Raw genomic sequence first — 19879 nt, forward strand, 5'->3', positions numbered from 1 at the left:
GGAGAAGTAAATATGTTACTAAATCAGAGGTTTACTATTGGAGAAATGGCGAAAATGCATAATATTCCTGAATCAACATTGCGATACTATGATGAAAAGGGAATTTTTCATCCAGCAATTGTTGATTCGCAAACAAATTATCGCTATTATACGATCGACCAATTTTCAATGTTAGATACGATTAAGTTTTTACGACAGTTAAATATACCGCTAAAAGAAATTAAACGATATACAGATGAAAGAACACCAGCCTTTGCGCTGGATTTATTAGAAAAACAAGAAGAGCTGCTACTGAAAAAACAAAGGGAAATGGAATATAAGTTAGCAAAAATAAAGCATAAAATTCATTTAATGAGAGAAGCTGTACAAACAAATGGTTATACGGTCAATTTTAAAGAATTACCAAAGCGTAACATTACAGATCTTCCGATTACTCCAAATGTAACAGATGATATGTTTGATTATTATATTCATTCACTGCAAAAAAATATGAAACAAGTAGATGATAGTATATTTTCAGGTGATATAGGTGTAACTGTTGCAAAAAATGCCTTATTACAACATGATTTTCAAGCATACAATAGCGTATTTATTCTTCTTGATTACATGCCATTTCATGCTGCTCCTTCAAATGTAATTGAAGAAGGAATATATGGGTGTGCGTATCATCATGGGCCATATGAAGAAACTGGTAAGACATATAAAAGGCTGTTACTAGCTATTGAGAAAGATGGGTATGAAATATGCGGTGACGCAATTGAGCTAGCCTTAATTGATTGGTCTGTAACGAATAATCAAGAGGAGCAAGTGACAGAAATCCAAATCCCTGTGGTGAGAAAAAAATAAAAACACCATTCATAACAAAATATATTTTTTACTTCTCTCTTGACCTTAAAGTAACTTGAAGGTTTACAATGTGAACAGAGAGTCGTAAAGGAGAATTTTGTAATGGAAACAACTGAGCAATTACGAGAAAAACCGATTAAAAGTTTATTTATTTCTTATTTAATTCCGGCTGTACTTGGAATGGTACTGATGTCGGTGAATATTATGATCGATGCGGTTATGGTGAGCCGTGGTGTGGGAGCAAATGGATTAGCTGGAGTAAACGTTGCTGTTCCCGCATTTTCTATCTTTTTCTCCATCTCGCTATGGATTGGGATGGGCGGAGCTACTTTGTATTCTATCGCTTTAGGAGAAAATAAAATAGAGCGAGCGCGTTCTATTTTCACACAATCTATGACGGTAGCTGTTGCGATTGTTGCTATGTTAATGATTATTTGTTTATGGAAAATAGAAGATATAGCATACTTGTTTGGAGCAAATGATGTAATTTTACCGTATTCATTAGACTATCTACATGTATTATTCACATTTGGAATGATATATGTATTAGAAAATATTTTAAGTACATTTATACGAAATGATGGAAATCCAAATTTAGCTATGGCAGGTCTTATTGTCACAGCATTGTTAAACATTGTATTTAATTATATTTTTATTTTTATTCTAGGCTGGGGGGTAACAGGATCAGCATCTGCAACTATTTTATCTGCAGCAATTGGTTTTCTTGTGCTGCTGAGTCATTTCTTTAGAAAAAACAGTATTTTAAAATGGACGAAACTTCATTTAGAATGGGAAACCGTAAAGCAAATTATGATTATTGGTTTTCCAAGTTTCACGACAGAGGTTACGGTAGCGATTGTAACGGTTGGATTTAATGTCACTTTTATTCAATATGCTGGTGAACAAGGCGTTGCATCGTATGCTATGATAAACAGTATTCATGCTATGACGTTACTTTTATTCTTTGGCGTTGGGGCAGCATTGCAACCTATCGCGAGCTTCCATTATGGTGCGAACTTAACGGAAAGATTGAAACAAGGATTGCAACTTGCAGTAAAAACAGCGGTTGTACTTGGTGTGATCGCAACACTTATTGGTTTATTCTTTGGGAAAAACCTTATCGGTTTATTTGACGTTCAATCTGAAGAATTATTAAATATGACGGTAATTGGAATTAGTTTATTCTTCACGCAATACGTATTTTTAGGTTATAACATCGTATATGGGGAATATTTTCAATCGGTAAGACAAACCAAAAAATCTGTTTTTATTATTTTAAGTCGTGGTTTGCTGCTTATCATTCCGCTACTGTGGGTGATGCCAAAATTATTTGGTGTAAATGGAATATGGCTTGTAATGCCAGTTGCCGAACTATTAACAGCGTGTGCTGTATTTGTAGCGAATCACTTTTCACATCCTGTTTCTATACGGGTGTTGGAAGAAAAACATATATAATGATGGAGTCCTCTTAACATGTTAAGGGGATTTTTTCTTGTTCTACACGAATTCGTACAAATATTACTTTTAAAGGATAAACTATCTTGAATTGGAAAATAAAACTATACAAGTAATTGGCAGCATATTATGATGAAAAAAATGGTGAAATAGGGGAGTTTATAGGAATGTCAAAAAGAAAGAGATTCAAAAAGTATTGTTTTATTTTCATTATCATTGCAGCAATTTATATGAGTAGTTTACAATACATTATTTACAAGCATGGTCACATGGAAGCGCCGAATGATGCAGATTATATGATTGTACTTGGTGCTCGTGTGAAAGGAACAGAGCCTTCTTATGCTTTGCAATATCGTATCGATAAAGCAGCAGAATATTTAAAAACACATCCACAAACAACTGTAATTGTGTCTGGGGGTAAAGGAAAAGGAGAAGATATTTCCGAAGCTTTGGTTATGAAACGCGGATTGATGAAACAGGGAGTTCAAGAAGAACGAATTACAATGGAAGATCGTTCTTCGAATACAGATGAGAACATAAAATTTTCAAAACCGCTTATTCCAACAAATAAGAAAAAAGGAATCATTGTTACGAATGATTTTCATATGTACCGCGCGAAAAAAATTGCTGGAAAACAGGGACTGCAGCTAGAGGGATTGTCTGCAAGAACACCAAAGCCAATCATCATTCAATCTAATCTTAGAGAGTATTTAGCAATTACGAAGTATTGGCTTATGAACCAAATATAATGTGAAACCTTACCAAAAGGAAAGATTGGCAAATCAAAAGGATGCGATGCAGACTGAATCAATGAGTACGTTTATATGTATGAAAACCTTGAAATATTTAGAGAGAAAGAGGTGGGGAGATAGAGAGGAATTGACATTTTTTTCTTAAAGAGGATGAACCGGGTGTTTAGTAATGGATTCATCCTCTTTAAAGAAAGGTCAAGGGAATTGTAACAATCTCAACTTATGAGAGAATACGTTTTTCTCCTTGGATTTCTTGAATCGGATTAATATTTTGTGTGAATTCAAGGGTACCCATGTATTCTCCATCTTCACTCCGTATAGCGAAATAGCGAATGTATACATATTTATCTTTGAACTTAATCCAGAAATCTTCACAATCTTTGTTTCCAGATTTAAAGTCTTCCAAGAGCTTTTCAACGATATGAACGCTTTTTGGAGGATGGCAGTTTTGAACTGTTCTGCCGATTATCGCTTTTGTACGAGCAAAGATTCGCTCTTTTCCATGAGAGAAGTAGCGTACGACATCATTCTGATCAATGTACGTAATATCCACAGGCAAGTGGTTCAACATCAGCTCTAGTTCTTTTAAAGATAGTATACCTGTTTCTAAACGTATGAATCCTTCAGACATAGCCTGCTCTTGCACTGCTTTTCTTTCAGGTTTCCATACACTCGCAGGACCTGTTAAGCAATAGCCAATTTCATCACTTTCATGAGCGATTTTAACCCATTCATCTTCTGTAAGAGTTTGAAGTGCCATTGGAAATAAAATATTTTCCTCTTTAAAAATCATTTCAGTTACCTCACGGATGACAAAGTAAACGCCGTCTAAGACCGTCTTTTTATCTCCGTTATAGTTTGCTAATGCTTGTTTCACATCTTTAATAGCGTTACGAATGACATCATCGATTCCCCACATTACTTGTGTCGGGCCGTAAATTCCGTATGTTTCTAAATAGGGAAAAAGCAGATTTTCTTTACGGCTGTAGTGTTTATCCACATCCAGCAACAGATTTAAATCTTCGATTAGTTTATAAATGTTTTCTTCACTATCTTCTTTCTCGAAACGTTCGTAGTGAAGTTGAAGCTTGAAGTTAACAAGCTTATCAATTTTTTTGTTTTCAAGCTTAAATGTATGAACTGGATGCCCAGCTTGATCTTCGGGTTTATCGGATCGATGGATTTCTTCAATGGAACCTTTAAAAATAGCTGTATGCACCGAGCATAAACGTTGTACTTCTTCCACTGGAATTCCTTCTTCTTCCATGAGTGCCTGTTCAAGTTTTGAAATTTCCGCGACGGTAATATTCCCGACTGCTTCTTCAAATTGGGCCTTCACTTCTTCCACACTTTTTCCATTATGAAGATTTTTAATAATTTCCTTTAAGATAGCTTGTCTTTCAAATTGATTCATACTTTCTTGTTCACGATTATTAATTATTTCACTCATAAGGATCCTCCTCTATTCTTTCATGTTAAATCCATTATTTTTAAAAGTTTTTTTAACGATATCGAAAGAAATTCCCTTCATCCGGCATCCATTTGGAATAGTCATCACACGGCCGACCGTGTGCAGCATGCCAGGTTTCGTTATATCTTCAAAGCCTAGCTCTTTTAAGATAGGGATGATTTCAGGGTATTTGTTAGCCAAATCGCAAACGGTTTGACTAAAATCAATCATCTTTGTCATCACTCTCACCTCGGAAATAAGTGATATTAATTCTCGAAAACAATGTAACATAGAAAGAATGAATAAGAAGTGAGGAAAATCACACGTGTGATTTTTGAAAATTTGAAGAGAAAACTAGGGAATGTTAGTTGGGGTACGCTGTGTAAAAAGAAGTACCAGAGACCGTGATAAAGAGGAATTTCTATCACGCTATTTACGGGCACTTAAGACTTCCATCTCAAGATTTTAAAGAAGCCAAAGAGATAGGTAGGGAATAGGTCCATAAAAGGCTGATTTAGGTGTCACTTTGCAATGACAATTTCATGCGTGATATATCTCACAACATGAATGTCTATATAACTTTACAATGAGGATATAAATCGATAGGAGGGTTTAATTTTGATTAATCGTGATTTCGCTCACAGTATCTTTCCTCAATATAGTTTATCCTTAATAAAAAGCTTATCTCTAGTAATACCCCCGCCTCAAAATTAAGCGAAAGCAAAGAAGTTAGGTGGAAGATGAAGCAAATCCCAACTGATAAGAGTGTTACTTTATTCTATATAGGTATTGTTCTCAAGCTCTTTGTTTCATTCGGTGGCAAAGTATATTAAAAAACTATTAGAAATATCACTTTTACAAAACTTTATAGGGTTAATGGCATGAATTCTTTTGTAAGTATCAGTAAATGACATTGTTGATAAAAAACTTTGGGTAAGGGTGTTGAAAGAATGAAGTTAATTATTCCAAAGCAGCACGGGGCATGGGGAATGTTGCTTATTCCATTCATTTTGGGTGTTTTAATTGGTAAAGGGACATGGTATCACATACCACTCTTTTTAGCATGGTTGTTTGTGTACTTAGCCACGTATCCTTTATTAATGTACGTAAAACAACCACGAAAGAAGTATTATTTACATTCTTTCTTTCTTTATTTTAGTGTAGCTTGTGTGTGTGCGATCATTGCTCTTATATACGAATGGCGTATTGTGTTCTTTTCCATTATTATGCTCCCATGTTTTTTCATAAATATTTATTTTTCTCGCCAAAAAAACGAACGAGCTTTACTAAATGATACATGTGCCATTATTTTGTTTTGTATAGGAGGAATCATTAGTTATTATTTCACAATGAAAACAGTTGATGAGAAGATATGGGTTGTTGCAACTATATCATTTTTATATTTTATGGGAAGTACGTTTTATGTGAAGACGATGATTCGTGAGAAAAAGAATCCAACGTATCGCTTTGTTTCATGGGGGTATCATTCTTTACTTGTGATTGTGACTTTAATTGTATCACCGTGGTTTACCATTGCCTTTATACCAAGTTTGATACGATCTATATTATTTTATGGTAGAAATATTTCGATTCTAAAAGTGGGTATTTTAGAGAGTATAAATTCTATTTACTTTTTTGTTTCAGTAGTATTATTAGTCAGAGCATTGCTGTAATAATTATTACAGTAAGTTTGTGAATGTTTAGTAATATTTTGATAAGAAAACTAACTCAAATAGTTTCTTTACATTTCGTATATATAAATACAAATTGAAAACACGACATAAACCCTCTTTTTTTAGGTGGGCGAGAGCAACTGGCCATGCATAGAAGCGGTCAGGACCTTTTTCTGCCATGTGCGATGTTTAAAACAAAAGGAGCAGGCCAGTAGGAGGGCATGTTGTATTTCGCATAGCAGCGATTTATATATATTATCCTGCTATTTGCGGATAGTAATTGATTATGATTTGAATGCTAAATCCTGAAAGGACTGTATAAATAATGACTTTCTATCAAATGTTAACGCCATATTATGATGAAATTTTTCCTGCAAATGAGAAACAAATAAATTTTATAGTCTCTTATTTACAAAAAGGTAGCTCTATACTGGATGTGGGCGCAGGAACAGGTAATGTAGCCCAAGCGCTAGTTGAAATGGGGTTTGCTGTTACTGCGATGGAACCAGAGAAGACGCTGGCTGCAAAAATTCGGGAGAAAGCTGCAGCTTGCGAAGGGATATTTAGTGTAAATACATTTGGAATGCAACAAATTGAAAATGTGCCTGGAGTATTTGATGGTATTTATTGTATTGGAAATACACTTGTTCATTTGGACAATTCGAAAGAAATCTTTAATTTTATCTGTGGATCTTATGAAAAATTAAAAGCAAACGGAAAACTAATTATTCAAATTGTAAATTATGAAAAAGTATTAAATGAAAATAATTTTAAATTTCCGATACTGGAGAAGAAACATTTCTCGTTTAAGCGTAATTATACGTTAGAAGGAGAAAAAGTATTATTTACTGCAACATTGAATGTGGATGATAAAGAAGTATCAAATAGTATTCCGTTATATCCCATTACGAAAAAACAACTACTGCCTATGTTAAAAGAATGTGGTTTTCGTACTGTAGAAACTTTCGGTAATTTTAAAAAAGAGGCGTATTTACCGAATGGGCCAGCTTTAGTTCTTGTAGCTACAAAATAAATATGTCATAAAAAATACTTGAGTAAAGAAAAATTTTCATTTACTCAAGTATTTTTTTTTTTGTTTTTATAAAATGTGATTCAAGTCCTCTTTTTATCTTAGGAAAATTTTTATAATAAATTTGTTGTTAAGAGATAACAATTAGGAGGAATTGAAAAATATGAATAGAGAAATTAAGCTAACTGAAGATATATATTGGGTAGGGAAAATTGATGATAGGGAAGTTCCGTTTCATCGTTTAATCTTAGCAAAAGGAACAACTTATAACGCGTATCTTCTAAAAACTGAAAAACCAACAGTAATTGATACAGTTGACATAGAGTTTGGAAGAGAATTTGTAGAATATTTAAGTGAATTAATTGATCCACAAGACATTCAATATATCGTAGTGAATCATACAGAACCCGATCATTCAGGTGGATTGGCAGCATTAGCATCAAGAGCTACGAATGCTACAATTGTATGTACAGAAATCGCAGTACCTGAATTGCAGGAAATGTATAAATTGCATCACAGAAACTTTTTAGTTGTAAAAGATGGTGACACATTAGATATCGGCGGAAAGACATTGAAATTTAAAGAAACTCCATATCTTCATACAGAAGAAACAATGATCACGTATTGCATAGAGGATAAAATTTTATTCCCATGTGATATTTTCAGTACACATGTAGCGAATTATGAATTCTTTAACGATGAAGCGAATGAAGATATTACGGAAGATTTCATAGGTTATTATAATGCGATTATTCACCCGCATAGAAGATATGTCAGAACGTTAATGGAAGCATTGAAAGACTTAGATGTTCAAATGATTGCTCCGTCTCATGGATACATTTTACGTCAAGATGTACAAAAATATATCGATTTATATGCAGAAATGAGTAAAGATACAACACAAGGAAAAAAAGTAACTATTGTATATACAACCATTAAAAATAACACGAAAAAAATCGCGAATATCATTAAAGAAACATTTGAAGCAGAAAACATTGAAGTAACAGTATTTAATGCTGACAAATCAGAAAAAGCTATAATTCTAGAAAGTATTCAAGAAGCAGATGCAGTTTTCATCGGATCTTCAACTAAATACGCAGATATGATTGGAAACTTAGAAGAAATTTTAATAGAAATGAAGGAAATGAACTTAGAAGGGAAAATCGCAGCTGCATTCGGATCATATGGTTGGAGTGGTGAGGCAATTGAGGTCGTACAAGATTACCTAAATGAAACAAACATGAATGTACAAAGTACATCAAATGTTATTAAGTCTACAGGTATGACTCATGTTGAATTCCCTATTCGTATAAGATTCTCTCCAAAGGATGAAGAGAAAACAAAACGAATTAAACATGCAACAACGTTTGTTACAGATTTATTATTAAGTTCTATTTAATAGAAAAACGTAGGTGAAAATATGGAAAAGAATTTTGTTATTATCGGAAGTGGAGTAGCCGCTGTAAATGCTGCAAAGACAATTAGAGATCATGACAAGGATTCAAATATATTTATTTTTGGTGAAGAACCATCTTTACCTTATAACAGAATTAAACTGTCAAAAGAGTTATATTCAGATTTACACAGTGAAAAAGTTTTAATCAAAAAAGAAAAATGGTACCAAAATAATAATATATCGGTTTTCACAAATACAAAAGTAGTAAAAATTGATACAGAGCAGCAATATATTGTTACATCAAATCATGAAACAATTTCTTATTACAAACTATTAATTTGTACCGGTGCAAATAATAGAAGGCTACCAGTAGGTGGAATAAATAAAAAAGGTGTCTTTACGATTAGAGACATGCAGGAAGCGGATAACTTTAAAGCATGTTTAGAAGATAAAAAGCATGTTGTAAACATTGGTGGAGGCGTACAAGGATTAGAAACAGCTTGGTCTATGATGAAAGCTGGCAAACAAGTATCCATTGTAGAAGTTGCCGCTACACTAATGGGAAGACAATTAGATGAAAAAGTTTCTCTTCTATTAAAAGAAAAAATTGAAAGTGCCGGAGTAAAAGTATATGTAAATACGACTATTGATTCTATTCTTGGAGAAGAAGTAGTAACTGGAATGAAAGTGAATGGTGAACAACGAATAGATTGTGATAGTGTTGTGTATTCAATTGGGGTCACTCCTAACATTTCTTTAGTAAACAATACTCCTATTCATGTAAATAGAGGCATTATTGTCAATGAGAAGATGGAAACGAATGTGGAATCTGTATATGCTGCTGGGGATGTAGCAGAAGTAAACGGTGAAATTGGCGGACTATGGGGACGAGCAATGGATCAAGGGAAAATTGCCGGAAGTAATATGGTTTCTAATCCTGCAATTTATAAGGAAGCAATTTCAACTACTATTTTTAATGCGTTCGATGTATCTTTATTCTCGATTGGATTCGTTGATGAGAAACAATGTGATACAACTATCGTTGAAGAAGATGGTAAAGAGAAGTATACAAGGTTATTTATCAAAGATAATAAAATAGTAGGTGTCATCTCATTAGAAGGAGTTGCAGCATCCATTCCTTACAAGTCTGCTATTGAAAAGCAGGTATCATTAGAAGAGATTGATATGAAAAATACGAATGTAAGTGAAATAATGAGCAAGGTAAAAGAGAAACTGAAATCTTAATATAATAATAGAAAGAGGACATTATAATGAAAAAATATATTTGCTTACCATGTGGCTATATTTATGATCCAGAAGTTGGAGATCCGGATGAAGATGTAGAACCAGGAACAAGTTTTGAAGATTTACCAGAAGATTGGGTGTGTCCAGTATGTGGAGAAGATACTGAACATTTTGCACCGGTAGAGGAATAGCAAAAGAAAAAGTAACGAGAAGGTTATATAATTTCTCGTTACTTTTTTATATGAAAAGAATTTTTTGATGTGATTTAGGTCACTGGTTTAGCTTTTAGGAAGAGATATAATAATTTAGGTATCATAAGGATACTTTATCCCGCATTAACGGGCAGTAAGACCCCCACCTCAAGATTCAGAGAGAAGCAAAGAAGATAGGGGGGGGATAACTGCCCGTAAAAGCCCGATTGGTTCAACTAACCATCAGTGGGGATGAAGAAAACCCCCACTGACGGAAGTTTCACTTTATTACGTATTAATGTCCATAAAAGCCTGATTGGTGAGGGCTAATAATGAAAAGAAACTGATTAAAATTTCATTTTATATACTATATGTAAAGTTAGGTGAGGTAATATGAAAGAACATTGTTATCATAAAAATGCAGTGGAGCCTTGTCCAAGAAAAGTTCTCATTTTTAAATCCCTATCTGATGAGGAAATTTTAAAAATAGCTGCAATGTCAAAACATAAGCAATTTAAAAAGGGACAACCATTAATTCATGAAGGGGAGAAATCAGATACATTATTTATTATTAATAAGGGGCAAGTAAAGTTATCTAAACTAACCCCTCAAGGAAAAGAGCAAATCTTGCATATTTTAACGAGCGGTGAGTGTTTTTGTGAATTAAACATATTTAATTGTGATGAGAAGAGTAATTTTAGTGCGTATGCTATGGAAGATACGAAAATTTGTATGCTAAAGAAAAATGATATGGATAGTATAATAGAGCGAAATCCAGGTATTGCATTAAAACTGTTAAAAACCGTTACAAAACGGTTAGCGCATACAGAAAATTTAGCTCATAATCTTGCAACAAATGATCCAGAAGTTAGAATTGCCTATATCATTTTAGAGTTTTGTGAAAAGTATGGTAAGGATACTGATAAAGGGATAATTATAAATTTACCGTTAACACGGGAAGAAATTGCAAGTTATATAGGGGTGACACGGGAAACAATTAGTCGTAAATTTAGTAAATTTGAAGACTTAGGGTTTATAACATCAATTGGAAATAAGCAGCTAATAATTAAAAATAAGTTAGCCTTTAGAAAATATATAGAGTAGATGGATAATTGATATTGAACTGGATAAAAAGTAAGGTTAAGTTAACTATATATACAAGTTGAAAAAACGACATAAAAACCCCTTTCTTTCTAGGGGGGACGAGAGCATCTGACCATGCATAGAAGCGGTCATGTTGTATTCTGCGTAGCTGCGATTTATATGTTGAAAAATGAAATGTTTTAATAAGAGTAACAAAACTTTAGAGGTGAATTGTACGAAAGGCAATCATATTTCATCTGTATTATGTTAATTTAGCATTTTCTTTGCACTGGTAGGAATACACTATTTCGTTTGGAAATTTGTTAAAGGTGTAGAGAAATTGAAAGCAGTTTAATATGTAAGAAAGGAGCAATCAAATACGATTGATTCTTTTCATGTATCATTGTGTTTTAAGCATATCGTTTGTGCGTATACAAAAAATATGGTAATTATGGAGTATTCACACCATAGGGGGTAGGATATGATGAATGAAATAATACATACGATGGAACAACACGTATCAGTACGGAAGTATAAGAAAGAGCCAATTCCAAAGAATATAATCGAAAGAATGATTGGAGCAGCACAGCATGCAGCATCATCACATTTTGTGCAAGCTTATTCAATTGTATATGTAACAGATGAAGCGTTAAAAGAGCAATTAGCAGAGCTATCTGGAAATCGTCATGTGAAAAGTTGTGCAGCATTCTTTGTTTGCTGTGCAGACTTAAAGCGGTTAGAAGTAGCATGTGAAAAACAAGGGACAGAAATAAAAGCTGGTACAACAGAAAACTTTATTGTGGCAACGGTAGATGCGTCTCTCTTTGCTCAAAATTTAGCACTTGCAGCGGAATCTCTCGGATATGGCATTTGTTATATTGGGGGTATTCGTAATAACCCAGAACAAGTGAGTGAACTACTACATTTGCCAGATAACGTGTACCCAGTCTTTGGAATGACAGTTGGTGTACCGGATGAAAAGCATGGGGTGAAACCGCGCTTACCAGTTGAAGCTATTCTACATGAAAACACATATGATGAGAAGAAATATAACGAACTACTAGATGAATATGATCATACGACCAATGAATATTATAAAGAAAGATTGACAAATCAAAAGGATATAACGTGGACAGGATCAATGAGCAAGTTTATGTCACAGGAGAAACGATTGTATATGAAAGAGTTTTTGGTTAAGAAGGGATTTAACCAAAAATAATGTAGAAAAAGCAAATCTGTTCACACAGGTTTGCTTTTTTGCATGATTAAAAAACAAGGTCTTTAAAATTTATTCCCATGTGTTTTTCAATCATAAAAAAATCACCGGAAAAGATTTTAGCAGAAGCTAAAGTCTTTTTTTGTTTGCGAAATAAAAATATTTCAAATTTTTGATTGACGATTTATTCCTATGCTGCTAATATACTGAATAATTTTGCAAAATTATAAAACTGATTCGATAGATACCGAATCAAAGAGAGGGGACCATATGGTACACATTACATCTTGGTTTGAGCGGCATGTCAAAGTTGTTTATTCACCATTTCGCGAAATGTTATTAAGTCTGCACGTTTTATCTAATCCGGCACATCATGTGAAGCGACTACCGTGGGCAGAAAATCTATTGAGTATGATGAATGAAAATGAAAAGGAATTGCTGCATGAAATTAACAAAAAAAGTGATGATTGGTTTCGATTTATCGACTGGTGTTCAGATTTTTCAGTTGAAGTGTATGTAGAAGAAGGGATTGAAAGATTACGAGCTACAGATGAAAAGGCATTTCAAAGATTTTTTCCGGATTTAGAGAAAGAAACGATTTGTAATTTTTTATACGAATATCATCAATGTTATTTTGCAAGGGAGCTTTTTCGAATTGAACCTTGGCTCCAGCAATCCGTACATGATTTGAAAGAAATGATAAAACAAAATCCATTATTACTTTCTAAGACGTTACATCCAAGATTTCTAATTGAAGGGGAGCACATCACATTTTTAAAAGCACGTACATGGCAGTATCGTTTTGTAGATTTATCTGCAATCACGTTTTATCCATCAACTTTTATCGCACCCCATTTGCTAATGGATAACTTCATTTCTACTCATATAAAAGTGTATTATGAAGTCGGAATTGCTTCATCCTATCCAGATGAAGTACCAAAAGATTTATTGCAAATTTTACAAGCGATATCAGATGAAACACGTTTAAAAATGTTGCGAGACTTATCATTTCAATCGTTTTGTACGCAGCAATTAACAGAGAGATACAACCTTACGAAATCGACTGTTTCGAATCATTTGAAAATACTTGAAGCAACTGAACTAGTACAAAAAGAAAGAAAAGGATATTACGTATTTTATCAAACAAATCGTGAAAAGCTGGAACAAATTCGAGTAGATTTAGATCAATTTATGGACTTTCCAGCCATTCATAAAATAGAGGAGGAAAAAACGTGTGGTTAACGTTTTGGGCTACATTTCGTCGTGATTTTTATACGATGCAAAGAGCGTATCCATGGGCATTTTTTCTTGGCCATATTTTAAGTGGTATTTATATTGTATTGTTTTCGTATTTATCGTACCACTTTATGTTCCAAGGAAAATTAAATGATAGCTTTATAAAACTAGGAAAAACAGATGATTATCTTTCCTACGTTATACTAGGTGCTGTTTTTTATTCGTTTGCCGTTTCTTTATTAATGATTGTGAGTCGAACGTTCATTACAGAATTACGTGAGGGAACGTTAGATGTACTGTTGTTAACTCCATCATCTCGGCAAGGATATTTTTTAGGAGCAGCTGCGCAAGGAATGCTTCGAGTTGGACTTGAATTTATTGCAATTTTTATGTTTGGTTTGTTGTTTGGATTGCAATTTCGTGAAATGAATATCGTTGCTGTATCACTGTTATTACTTATTTTCTTTTTTTCAATTTTTGCGCAAGCATTAGTGCTTGGAGCTTTCATGCTTTATTTTCGAGATACATATTTAACGCAAAATACGTTGTTTATTTTTATGAGTCTTGTTAGCGGAGTATTTTTTCCGGTAGGCTATCTTCCTGCGTTTTTACAGACTATAAGCTTGCTCATGCCATTATCACATGGCCTATCAGCATTTCGATTATGCATAATCGAGGGCGGGAATGTAACTGCTATACAATCTGATCTTATGTGGTTACTAGGATTAGGAGTTGTTTACTTTGTAATTGGTGTAATAGCTATAAAACGAATGGAAAAGTATGTTATTGAAAAACATTTTGCATAGGGGAGATTTGGATGATACGGGCGAAACAACTTGTGAAACGCTATGAATTAAAAGAAAAAATAGGTTTTTTTCGCAAAAAAAGAAAAATAATTGAGGCAGTGAACGGGTTAGATTTAACAATTGAGAAAGGAGAAATTGTTGGTTTGTTAGGTGTGAATGGTGCTGGAAAAACAACAACCATTAAAATGTTAGCTACGCTTCTTGAACCGACTTCAGGTGTGATTGAAATTGATGGAACAGATAGTACAAAACAGGATATTCTTGTGAAGAAAAAAATTAATATGATTGCTGGTGGGGAGCGTATGCTTTATTGGCGCTTAACGGGGAAAGAAAATCTTCAGTATTTTGGAAGTCTATATGGTTTAAAAGGAGCAGAATTAGAAGAACGCATTCATTTTCTTTTGAAGCAAGTAGAGTTAGAAGAAGCTGCCAATACACCTGTTGAACGATATTCAAAGGGAATGAAACAGCGCTTACAAATTGCAAGAGGACTCATCAATGATCCTGATTATTTATTTCTTGATGAGCCGACATTAGGATTAGATGCACCAGTAGCAAAAAAATTACGAGAAATGGTATATAAATTAGCGAAAGAACAGAATAAAGGAATTTTATTAACAAGTCACTATCTTGAAGAAGTAGAAGAGCTTTGCGATCGTCTTTATATTATTGAAAAAGGAAGTCTTCTGTATGAAGGAACTCCTCAAGATATTATACAATCTATTGTACGTGAGCATCATTTAGAAATTGTGATTTCTGTATTATCAAATGAATTAACGGAACAATTGGAGCGTTCTTTTGGAAAAAGAGAAATAAAGTTTGTAAAGGAACATATGGGAGATGGACTGCGCTATGAATTAACAGCATCTTTTGATATGACCACGGTAGTTTTATCGTTATTAGCAAAACATCAAATTAGCATACTACAATTAGAAACACATAAAGCGAGATTAGAGGATGCAATCTTGCAAATTGCAAATGGGGTGAGTGCGTGAATATGTTTTTTGCAGAATGGAAGAAGAGTCACCGTAATCATTTTCATAGTAAAATGGTCTATTTTTCTTTATTCATTTGGCCTGTATTATTATTTGCGACCGCTTATTTTTCGGTGAAACCATTTGATACATCAAATAGTAGTCCACTGGCAAAATGGATGGATCCAAAGCAAATTAGCTTTTTTCTCATTACAGGTTATATCGGCTATGTTTTCTTTTGGAGTCTTGTCCAATCAGCATGGCAAATGTCATGGGAACGTCAAAATGGGACATTAGAGCTCATTTTTTTAACACCTGTATCACGCGTATGGATGATGTATTGCCGGGCAGGAGCAAATTTAATAGAAGGTGTATGGATGTTTACCGTTTTCTCTATACTCATTGTCTTATTTCTTGATGATGTGAAGGTACCACCAGTTGAAAATATTGTATTTGCTTTTATTGTGTTATGTATTTCAGCAGTTGTATGGGGAGGGGTCTTGAACACTATCTTTTTATTTTCAAGAGATGCGAGCATTCTCTTTACAATTTTAGAAGAACCGATGCAATTTTTTGCTGGTGTACGTATTCCTATTGTTGTGTTGCCTTTATGGGGAAAAATAATGGCAGCGTTGTTTCCATTAACATATGTGCTACAAATATTTCGCTCACTATTGATGGAGGGAAAGAGTATTTTAGATTTATTCCCAAACTTATGCTTGTTATTTAGTATGTTAGCCTTGTTGGTGATCATATCTTATTTGCTCGTTCGGAAGGCAGAAAAGCATGCGAAACGAACAGGGAATATGGTTTTGTTTTAAGAGGAGGGAGAAAAAATGGAGATTTTTCAAGGTGCAGCAGCATTATGTATCAATAAAGATGAAAATTTATTAATGGTATTACAAGGACGACCAGATGTAAAAGAGGAAGAATTAAAATGGTCCGTGCCATCTGGAGGGAAATTTGAAAATGAAACATTTGAACAGTGTTGTATTCGTGAAGTGAAAGAAGAAACGGGATATGATGTACGAATCATTCAAAAGGTACATGAAAAAACTGGTGATAGCAATGGGTATAACGTTCATATTGTGTACTATGAAGTAGAAGTGATTGGCGGAAAAGCAGAAATATGTGATCCGGACGGTTTAATTCATGAAATTAGTTGGAAAAGTTTGAGTGAAATAGAAAGAATCCACTTATCTTTTCCAGAGGATAAAGAGTTGTTTCATCAATTTGTTCTAGATGAAAATTACTTTTAATGAAAGAAGAGAATAGTAAGATAGAAGAAACCGCATGAAAAATTTTCATGCGGTTTCTTCTATAAAATATATAAGTAGTTTCTTTAAAGTATAAACTGTTACTGTTTACAAGCCCCAACATCAATCCCAGCAGCAATTAATTTTTGTTCGCCTTCTTTTTCAATAATCTTTTGTAACTTTGATAAGAATGAATCAAAATCCGTATGCTGAGCAACTTGGAATGTCATTTTGTGTTCGATAGGCAGCCATGTATCGATGTCTGCTTCATTATGTTGAATTTTTACTTCTAGCTTATCTAAAGCATTTGCTACTTTTGCTTCATACGTTTCTTTTTCTTCAAACTCCATCCATAGTTCATATAATTCTTCCCCAAGTGGGCCTGACAGTGTATGTTTAATATTCAGAATCGCTTGTTGTTCATTTTCTTGTTTTTTTCGTGTTAATTCTTCACTATTCATCGTATCGAATGCAGGGATATCACCAGCTTCCGCTTCGACTAAATCGTGGATAATTACCATCTTAAGTAATTTTTCGATATTCACTTTTTCATCTAAATAAGGATGAACGAGGATAGCCATGAGTGACATACGCCATGTATGCTCTGCTACACTCTCTTGACGGCCGTTAGAGAGCCAACTGTGCCGCATTTCATATTTTAGTTTTTCTGCTAGTGCAATAACTTTTAAAATGTTATATTCCATATAAATTCGCCTCCATATATTTTAATCTTAATACGAAAGTAGAATGTGTCAATTTTATATTTATATTAAGATTTATAGATATTATGTAATTGGGCTAAATGAAAACCTGTACGTTTAGAAAATATGGTTCACTTGCTAGTAGTGTGGGTTTGAAATAAAGTGACGATGTTTTATCTCTTTACTCGAAGGATTTTAGAGGAGTTTGGATTAGGTGAAGATGATTCTGATATTGCATTCCGTAAAAAAGAATGTTAGTCTGAAAATAGAATTATGAGAGGACTGATGAGTGAATAATGATTAACTAATCTATATTTTAATTTGAAATGAATAACTTCAAACTACAAAATATAGAGTTAGTCTATCCATTTTTTATAAATCAGTTCATGCTTTATTTGTCATAATTCCAATGATGAATATGGACTTATTAAGTATAAGTGAAAGACTAATCCTTCCAATTACAAATTGGGAGGATTTTTTTTCTCTTATAGGTAAGTTCATATTTATTAATCAGTAACTGTAACTGAACAAATAAAGGAGAGAGAAAAATGAGTAATTCAGACACTATTGTTACACATGTAATGCTCTATATAAGTCGTTAATATCCATCACACTTATATGGAGGAATTAAAAAGTTGATGGATATTCCGACTTTATACGAAAAGTGTTGATCTATAAAGGAGGAATTATTATGTCAATGATACAAGTTCAAGACTTAACTTTTTCATACCCAGGTAACTTTGATAATATTTTTGAAGGTGTAAACTTTCAAATAGATACAGATTGGAAATTGGGCTTTATTGGTAGAAACGGACGAGGTAAAACGACATTCTTTAATTTGTTATTAGGGAATTATGAATATAGTGGGAAAATCACTGCTTCGGTAGAATTTAATTATTTTCCTTATCCAGTTTCGGATAAGAACAAGTTTACTTATGAAATTCTTGAAGAAATTTGTCCCCAAGCAGAAGATTGGGAATTTCTGCGTGAAATATCCTATTTAAATGTTGATGCTGAGGTTATGTACCGACCATTTAAAACATTATCAAATGGAGAACAAACAAAGGTGTTGCTTGCTGCACTGTTTTTGAATGAGGGTCAATTTCTATTAATTGATGAGCCAACAAATCATCTAGACACTGATGCACGAAAGATGGTCTCTGCTTATCTAAGGAAGAAAAAAGGGTTTATTTTAATTTCACATGACAGAATCTTTTTAGATGGATGTGTTGACCATATTTTATCTATAAATAGAGCGAATATTGAAGTTCAAAGTGGTAACTATTCTTCTTGGAAGTTAAATTTTGATAGACAGCAGGAACATGAGGAGGCTACAAATGAGCGTCTACAAAAAGACATAGAGAGATTAAAACAGTCTTCAAAGCGTTCAGTAGGTTGGTCTCATCAAGTGGAAGCTTCCAAAAATGGAACAAGGAATTCAGGATCTAAGTTAGATAAGGGTTTTGTAGGACATAAAGCGGCCAAGATGATGAAGAGAGCGAAGAACATTGAATCAAGGCAACAAAAAGCTATTGAAGAAAAGTCAAAATTACTAAAAAATGTAGAGAAAACTGAGTCGTTAAAATTAGAACAATTGAAATTTCAGTCAAATGAATTGGTTGTTTTGGCTGATGTGTCTGTTAAGTATGATGACCAAATAGTAAATGAACCAATTAGCTTCATAGTTGAACAAGGGCACCGAATTGTACTTGATGGAAAGAATGGAAGCGGGAAAAGTAGTATCCTAAAGCTAATTCTAGGACATTCAATACAGCATACAGGCTCAGTTAATTTAGGTTCAGGACTCATCATTTCCTATGTCGAGCAAGATACTTCTCATTTGAAGGGATCGTTATCGGACTTTATTGAAGAGCACGAGATTGATGAGACGTTATTTAAATCCATCCTACGTAAGATGGATTTTGACCGAATTCAATTTGAGAAAGATATATCTCATTATTCTGGCGGACAAAAGAAAAAGCTGCTTATCGCTAAAAGTTTATGTGAAAAAGCTCATTTATATATATGGGATGAACCATTAAACTTTATTGATATTTATTCGCGTATGCAGATTGAAGAGCTTATTCAACAATTTAATCCAACAATGGTTATTGTTGAGCATGATAAGACATTTCAACAAACAGTTGCAACAAAAACTATATCTATGTAGTTCAAAGTGAATGATTGAAGATATAATCAGTAAATCAAGTCATTAAACTATAGGATGCTTTAATGGAGTGATGAAAAAAGCCTAATTTCTCTATGGTCTTATCCCCTTTAAGTAGACATTCAAAAAAACCTTCATGATAAGATGAAGGAAAGAATGAAACTTGGAGGGGATTTTTCTATGGCGAAAAAGGGACAACAATTTCAATCCTACACGGAAGAATTTAAGTTAGATGCCGTTAGGGCCTATGTGAATGGGTCCGAAAGTTATCAAAGGCTCTCAGAACGATTAGGTATTCGAAGTTGTACACAATTAAAGGTTTGGGTGAAAAAATGGAAAAATGGTGAACCATTTGATGAACGTAGTAAAGGTAATGCACCGTTTAAAGGACAACCACGTACA

Annotated in this window: 20 protein-coding genes; 17 read left to right on the forward strand and 3 right to left on the reverse strand. The window is 33.6% G+C overall.

Annotated elements, in window-relative coordinates:
- Positions 1-12 precede the first annotated feature (12 nt).
- The 3 genes from BM211_RS04455 to BM211_RS04465 all read left to right on the forward strand — a co-directional run bounded on the left by BM211_RS04455 (position 13) and on the right by BM211_RS04465 (position 3050).
- Positions 13-846 carry a MerR family transcriptional regulator gene (locus BM211_RS04455; RefSeq protein ID WP_035434921.1) on the forward strand — a complete coding sequence of 278 codons (834 nt, stop codon included), beginning with the start codon at positions 13-15 and terminating at the stop codon, positions 844-846.
- A 102-nt stretch (positions 847-948) separates the two neighbouring features.
- Complete coding sequence (locus BM211_RS04460) at positions 949-2301, forward strand: MATE family efflux transporter (protein ID WP_035434919.1); 1353 nt, start codon at positions 949-951, stop codon at positions 2299-2301.
- A 167-nt stretch (positions 2302-2468) separates the two neighbouring features.
- Complete coding sequence (locus BM211_RS04465) at positions 2469-3050, forward strand: YdcF family protein (protein WP_035434917.1); 582 nt, start codon at positions 2469-2471, stop codon at positions 3048-3050.
- A gap of 223 nt (positions 3051-3273) precedes the next feature.
- Here BM211_RS04465 and BM211_RS04470 read toward each other — a convergent pair whose 3' ends face one another.
- Both BM211_RS04470 and BM211_RS04475 read right to left on the reverse strand, forming a co-directional pair.
- Positions 3274-4503 (reverse strand): DUF438 domain-containing protein, encoded by a 1230-nt coding sequence (locus BM211_RS04470; RefSeq protein WP_035434915.1) that lies wholly within the window; start codon positions 4501-4503, stop codon positions 3274-3276.
- Positions 4504-4515: 12 nt separating this feature from the next.
- Positions 4516-4743 carry a DUF1858 domain-containing protein gene (locus tag BM211_RS04475; protein WP_035434913.1) on the reverse strand — a complete coding sequence of 76 codons (228 nt, stop codon included), beginning with the start codon at positions 4741-4743 and terminating at the stop codon, positions 4516-4518.
- Between the two features lie 710 nt (positions 4744-5453).
- Between BM211_RS04475 and BM211_RS04480 the strand changes: the two genes are divergently transcribed.
- The 12 genes from BM211_RS04480 to BM211_RS04540 all read left to right on the forward strand — a co-directional run bounded on the left by BM211_RS04480 (position 5454) and on the right by BM211_RS04540 (position 16612).
- Positions 5454-6176 carry a YwiC-like family protein gene (locus BM211_RS04480; RefSeq protein WP_035434911.1) on the forward strand — a complete coding sequence of 241 codons (723 nt, stop codon included), beginning with the start codon at positions 5454-5456 and terminating at the stop codon, positions 6174-6176.
- 325 nt (positions 6177-6501) lie between these two features.
- On the forward strand, positions 6502-7209 hold the full coding sequence (locus tag BM211_RS04490) for a class I SAM-dependent methyltransferase (RefSeq protein ID WP_035434909.1): 708 nt from the start codon (positions 6502-6504) through the stop codon (positions 7207-7209).
- Positions 7210-7369: 160 nt separating this feature from the next.
- The gene (locus BM211_RS04495) at positions 7370-8605 is read left to right on the forward strand and encodes an FprA family A-type flavoprotein (protein WP_035434907.1); all 1236 of its coding nucleotides are present in this window, start codon (positions 7370-7372) and stop codon (positions 8603-8605) included.
- Between the two features lie 21 nt (positions 8606-8626).
- The gene (locus BM211_RS04500; RefSeq protein ID WP_035434905.1) at positions 8627-9847 is read left to right on the forward strand and encodes an NAD(P)/FAD-dependent oxidoreductase; all 1221 of its coding nucleotides are present in this window, start codon (positions 8627-8629) and stop codon (positions 9845-9847) included.
- 26 nt (positions 9848-9873) lie between these two features.
- On the forward strand, positions 9874-10038 hold the full coding sequence (gene rd, locus BM211_RS04505; protein WP_035434903.1) for a rubredoxin: 165 nt from the start codon (positions 9874-9876) through the stop codon (positions 10036-10038).
- A 393-nt stretch (positions 10039-10431) separates the two neighbouring features.
- Positions 10432-11142, forward strand: coding sequence for a Crp/Fnr family transcriptional regulator (locus BM211_RS04510; protein ID WP_035434900.1), 711 nt, complete (start codon positions 10432-10434; stop codon positions 11140-11142).
- 463 nt (positions 11143-11605) lie between these two features.
- Complete coding sequence (nfsA, locus tag BM211_RS04515) at positions 11606-12340, forward strand: oxygen-insensitive NADPH nitroreductase (protein ID WP_090995325.1); 735 nt, start codon at positions 11606-11608, stop codon at positions 12338-12340.
- 267 nt (positions 12341-12607) lie between these two features.
- Positions 12608-13579 carry an ArsR/SmtB family transcription factor gene (locus BM211_RS04520; RefSeq protein ID WP_090995292.1) on the forward strand — a complete coding sequence of 324 codons (972 nt, stop codon included), beginning with the start codon at positions 12608-12610 and terminating at the stop codon, positions 13577-13579.
- Positions 13570-14379 (forward strand): ABC transporter permease, encoded by an 810-nt coding sequence (locus tag BM211_RS04525; protein WP_035434898.1) that lies wholly within the window; start codon positions 13570-13572, stop codon positions 14377-14379. Before BM211_RS04520 ends, BM211_RS04525 begins: the two co-directional genes overlap by 10 nt.
- An 11-nt stretch (positions 14380-14390) precedes the next feature.
- Positions 14391-15374, forward strand: coding sequence for an ABC transporter ATP-binding protein (locus BM211_RS04530; protein ID WP_090995308.1), 984 nt, complete (start codon positions 14391-14393; stop codon positions 15372-15374).
- 2 nt (positions 15375-15376) lie between these two features.
- Positions 15377-16174: an ABC transporter permease gene (locus BM211_RS04535; RefSeq protein ID WP_035434895.1), complete on the forward strand. Its 798-nt coding sequence runs from the start codon at positions 15377-15379 to the stop codon at positions 16172-16174.
- Between the two features lie 15 nt (positions 16175-16189).
- Positions 16190-16612, forward strand: coding sequence for an NUDIX hydrolase (locus BM211_RS04540; protein WP_035434893.1), 423 nt, complete (start codon positions 16190-16192; stop codon positions 16610-16612).
- A 98-nt stretch (positions 16613-16710) separates the two neighbouring features.
- Here BM211_RS04540 and BM211_RS04545 read toward each other — a convergent pair whose 3' ends face one another.
- Positions 16711-17313, reverse strand: a complete 603-nt coding sequence (locus tag BM211_RS04545; protein WP_035434891.1) for an HD domain-containing protein — start codon at positions 17311-17313, stop codon at positions 16711-16713.
- Positions 17314-18001: 688 nt separating this feature from the next.
- Here BM211_RS04545 and BM211_RS04550 point away from each other — a divergent pair.
- Together BM211_RS04550 and BM211_RS04555 are read left to right on the forward strand one after the other, a co-directional pair.
- Positions 18002-19480 (forward strand): Lsa family ABC-F type ribosomal protection protein, encoded by a 1479-nt coding sequence (locus BM211_RS04550; protein WP_090995309.1) that lies wholly within the window; start codon positions 18002-18004, stop codon positions 19478-19480.
- A 177-nt stretch (positions 19481-19657) separates the two neighbouring features.
- Positions 19658-19879, forward strand: a 222-nt coding sequence (locus BM211_RS04555) for a transposase (RefSeq protein WP_177206879.1), incomplete at its 3' end; no start/stop codon positions are given.

Source organism: Bacillus sp. 491mf (genome assembly GCF_900112415.1).
Classification (GTDB): Bacteria; Bacillota; Bacilli; order Bacillales; family Bacillaceae_G; genus Bacillus_A.